2 protein-coding genes are annotated in these 3,961 nt (G+C 79.3%); both read right to left on the bottom strand.

The features are described from left to right. On the bottom strand, positions 1-2,743 hold a 2,743-nt coding region (locus tag BJP40_RS36085; protein ID WP_071280362.1), incomplete at its 3' end, for an AfsR/SARP family transcriptional regulator. Next, positions 2,743-3,735, bottom strand: coding sequence for a hypothetical protein (locus BJP40_RS12000; RefSeq protein ID WP_071280361.1), 993 nt, complete (start codon positions 3,733-3,735; stop codon positions 2,743-2,745). The genes BJP40_RS36085 and BJP40_RS12000, both read right to left, overlap by 1 nt. Between the last annotated feature and the right edge of the window lie 226 nt (positions 3,736-3,961).

The raw sequence follows: 3,961 nt of genomic DNA, 5'->3' as shown, positions 1-3,961 counted from the left end.
CCGCCCGCCGGCCCGGATCCGGCGGACTGAAGAGCCACACGCCCGGCCGGATCTCCAGCGGCATGGCGGCAGCCGCGTCCGACCGGCCGGCCACCAGGGCGGCGCGGAGCACGCGGGCCGTGCGGCGGGCGTACTCGACCCACCGGTGGTCGTCCGTCCGGCGTGCCGCGGCCTCCCACGCGGCCACGCGGGCCAGCGCCTCCGCGGAACGTCCCTCACGCACCGCCACCAGGGCCAGCCCGCGCAGCGACTCCGCCGTGCCGCGCGCGTCGCCGGCCCGGCGGCCGACCGCCAGGGCACGGGCGTAGCCCCGTCCGGCCTCCGCGACCCGGCCTGTCCCGAGCAGCGCGTCCGCCTCCGCCGACCGGCAGCGGCCCGCCGCCGCCAGGTCGCCGTGCCGGGCGAACAGCTCCCCGGCGCGGCGGTACCGGTCGAGCGCCGCCGGCGTCTGGTGGCGCTGCCACGCCAGGTCGCCGAGGGACCGCAGGACGGCGGCCTCCGCGAGCCCGTCGCGCGCTCCGAGGGCGGCGTCCAGGGCGAGCACGTGCGTCTCCTCCCACACGCCCCACTCGGCCGCGGTCTCGTAGTAGCCGGCCGCAGCCGAGGCGAGGGCGCAGCACAGTCCCGGCAACCCGGCGGCGTGGGCGCCCCGCACGGCCTCCGCCAGCCCCGCGGACTCCTCCTGGAACCACCGCAGCGGCGCACCGCCCACCACCTCCTCGGGACGGACCCCGGAGGGGGGCTCCGCACGGTGCGCGAGCCGGTCCCGGCCGGGTGTCAGCCGCGCGTCCGCGTAGCGGGCCGCGGCCAGGAAGGCGCGGCCCAGCCGCTCCACGGCCGCGGTGCCCTCCCGCGGGCCTTCCCGGTCGGCCAGTTCCCGGGCCAGCGGCCGCAGCAGCACGGGACCGCCGTAGCGCACGGGGGCGAGCCGCCCCTGCTGCCCCCGCGCCTCCAGCAGATGGGCCTGCACCAGTTCCTCGGTGAGCCGCTCCGCCTTCGCCGGGTCCGTGCCGAGCAGTGCCGCGGCGCCCCACAGGGGGATGTCCGCCGACGGGGCCGCCCCGAGGATCCGGAAGGCGCGCCGGGCCTCCGGGGCCACGTCGTGGTAGGCGGCCAGCAGGCTGCTCCGCACGTCGAGGTCGCCGAGCGCCAGCGCGCCCAGCCGGGTCCGCTCGTCACGCAGCCGCCCCGCCAGCCCGGCGGCGGTCCAGTGCGGGCGGGCCGCGAGCCCGGCGGCCGCCACCCGCAGGGCCAGCGGCAGCCGGCCGCAGAGCCGGGCGATCTCGGCCACCGCGTCGGGGTCGTCCCCCATGCGGGGGCCTCCGCACGCGGTGAGCAGCGCTGCGGCCGCCTGCGGGGCCAGCACGTCGAGGGCCAGCCGCCCGGCGCCCTCCAGCGCCCCCAGGACCTGACGGCTCGTCACCACCACGGTGGTGTCCGGCAGGGCCGACAGCACCGGCCTGACCTGCGTCTCCGAGACGGCGTCGTCCAGCACGACGAGCATCCGGCGGCCCGCCGTGCGCCGGTGCAGCAGCTCCGCGAGCTCCGCCGCGGACGACGGCGGCGGTCCCGCCCCCGGCCCCTCCCCGCGTTCCGCCGCCCGTGGCCCCCCGAGACGGCGGAGCAGCGTCGCCAGGACGGTGCCGGGTGCGGCGGCCCGCCCGTCCGGATCCCGCAGCGCCACCAGGACCCGCCCGTCGGGGAACCGGTCGGCGGCGTCGTGCGCCAGCCGGACCGCCAGCGCCGTCTTCCCCGCGCCGGCCGGCCCCGACACCACCAGCAGCGCCCTCCGGCCGTGCGCGCCGCCGCCCGTCAGCCGGTGGCAGAGGGCCAGTTCCTCCCCGCGGCCCGTGAGGTCGCCGGCGTCCGGCGGCAGCCACACGATGGGGCCCGCCTCCTCCGGATCCGGCTCGGCCGGCCGGGGGACCTGGCCGCGGACCGTCGGCGGTCGGCCGTCCTGCCGCCCGTACCGGGCCAGCGCCGGGTCGGAGGCCAGGATCCGCCGCTGGAGGCCGCTCAGCGTCGGCCCGGGCTCCACGCCCAGCTCGTCGACGAGCGAGCGGCGGGCACGCTGGTAGGCCCGCAGGGCGTCGGACTGCCGGCCCGACCGGTAGAGGGCCACCATGAGGTGGCCGTGCAGCGCCTCCCGCAGCGGATGCTCGTGTGCCAGCGCCATCAGCTCGCCGGTCAGCTCCCGGTGCAGCCCCGACCGGAGGTCCGCGGAGATCCGCTGCTCCAGCACCTCGACGCGCAGCTCGTTCAGCCGGATCGCGGCGGCCTCCAGCGACGCCCCGTGCGGGACGCCCGACAGGGCCGGCCCCGTCCACAGCCCCAGCGCCTCGCGCAGCGCCCGTGAGGCGTCCTCGTACCGGCCTTCGGCGTACGCGGCGCGTCCTTCGGCACGCAGCGACTCGAAGGCGCAGAGGTCCAGTTCGTCCGGCGCGACCCGCATCAGGTAGCCGGGGGGACGGGTGAGCAGCGGCTGCGCCGCGTCCTGCCCCGCCGGAGCCCCGCCCGCGGGCGGCAGCAGCGCCTTGCGGAGCTGGGAGACGTAGACCTGGAGGGTGGTGGTGGCCGTGCGCGGGGGTGCGGCGCCCCACAGCTCGTCGATCAGGGTGTGGGTCGACACGACCGTGTTGCCCCGCGCCAGCAGCGTGGCCAGGACCGCGCGCGGTTTGGCCGCGGACGGCGTACGGGGCGACAGGTGCACGGGGCCGAGGACGCGGTACCGCATCGCGGGCATCAGCAGTCCTGCGACACGGCCGCGGAGACGCGCGCCACGACCCGGCTGCCCTGGAGGAACGTCAACCGCAGGTCGGCCACCGGTCGCCCCGCCGCGTCGCGGGACACCCGGCCGTCCGCACGCCCGCCGCCGGCTGTGGCCTGGCGCACCGTGCAGCGCAGCGGGGTCCCGGGTTCGGCGGGGTCCGGGAACGACGCCTCCCACCGGGACAGCACGGCGTACGACGGGACGAAGCCGCACAGCTCCGCGGCGGCGAGCCGCCCCACCTGCCGGGACGCCGCCACGAACAGGGTCGGCGGCACGACGCCGGGCGCCTCGGCGGCCCCGCCCGTACGGACGGGGAAGACCAGCCCGCCGCCCCCTTCCGCCCGCCCGGCCGGACCGACGTGCGGCTCCCGGACGCCGGGGTGGTCCGCCCGCTGAGGCCGGTGCCCGCCTGCGGCGTCCGGGCCGCCGCGCCGGACCGCCGTGGACGCCCGGCCCTCTCCGCGGCCGGGCGCGGGGCGGCCGGGGCGCGGAGGTCCGGCGGGGAAGAGCAGCCGCGCCGAGGCCGTGCCGCAGCGCCGGCCGTCGATCGACACGGCGGCCTCGGCCTCCAGGCCGCGCGGCACGCCGTCCACGACGTCGAGCGGCGTCATGCCGAGGTCGAGCGCGATCCCCGGTCGCCCGCCGCCGTGGCGCCAGGCGTCCAGGTCCGTGATCGCGGCGCTGCCGGAGACCACCCGGGGGAGCCGGCCCGCCGGCACGCGGAAGTACCGGCGGGCGGCGAACAGCATGGTGCGGCGCAGCGACTCCAGGGGGAACGCCAGGTCGTGGTACCCCGGTCCCGAGTCGTCGAGGGGTGCGCGGTGGTCGGGGAGCTGGGCGGAGAGCGCGAAGTCCTGCCGAATGGGGGCGGTCGCCGTGAGAAGGAAGGCCTCGGGGCTGAGCGGCCTGTGGACCAGGTGGTGGGAGCCGAGGAAGGAAGGGGACGGTGCGGTGAAGGTGTCCATGGAATCCTCTGCGACGGTGTCCGGCGGCTCTGCGGAACGCTGGCTGGGCACGTGCGCTTGATGATGAGCACCGTGCCCGACGCCACTGAAGGACCGGGGGAGCCGCACTGAAGCGGAGGGCCGCCACCGCGGTCGTCGCGGGCCCGCGGACCGCCGCCGCCCGGCCCGTCGGGCAGAGACCCGGCCGCCCGGAAGGGCGTGCGTCGGGGCGGGCGGGCGGCGGGGG

The sequence above is a fragment of the Streptomyces sp. CC53 genome (assembly GCF_001865245.1).
In the GTDB taxonomy this organism is placed as follows: domain Bacteria; phylum Actinomycetota; class Actinomycetes; order Streptomycetales; family Streptomycetaceae; genus Streptomyces.
Note: the sequence above shows the minus strand (reverse complement) of the source record. Positions and strands in the feature narration are given on the sequence as shown.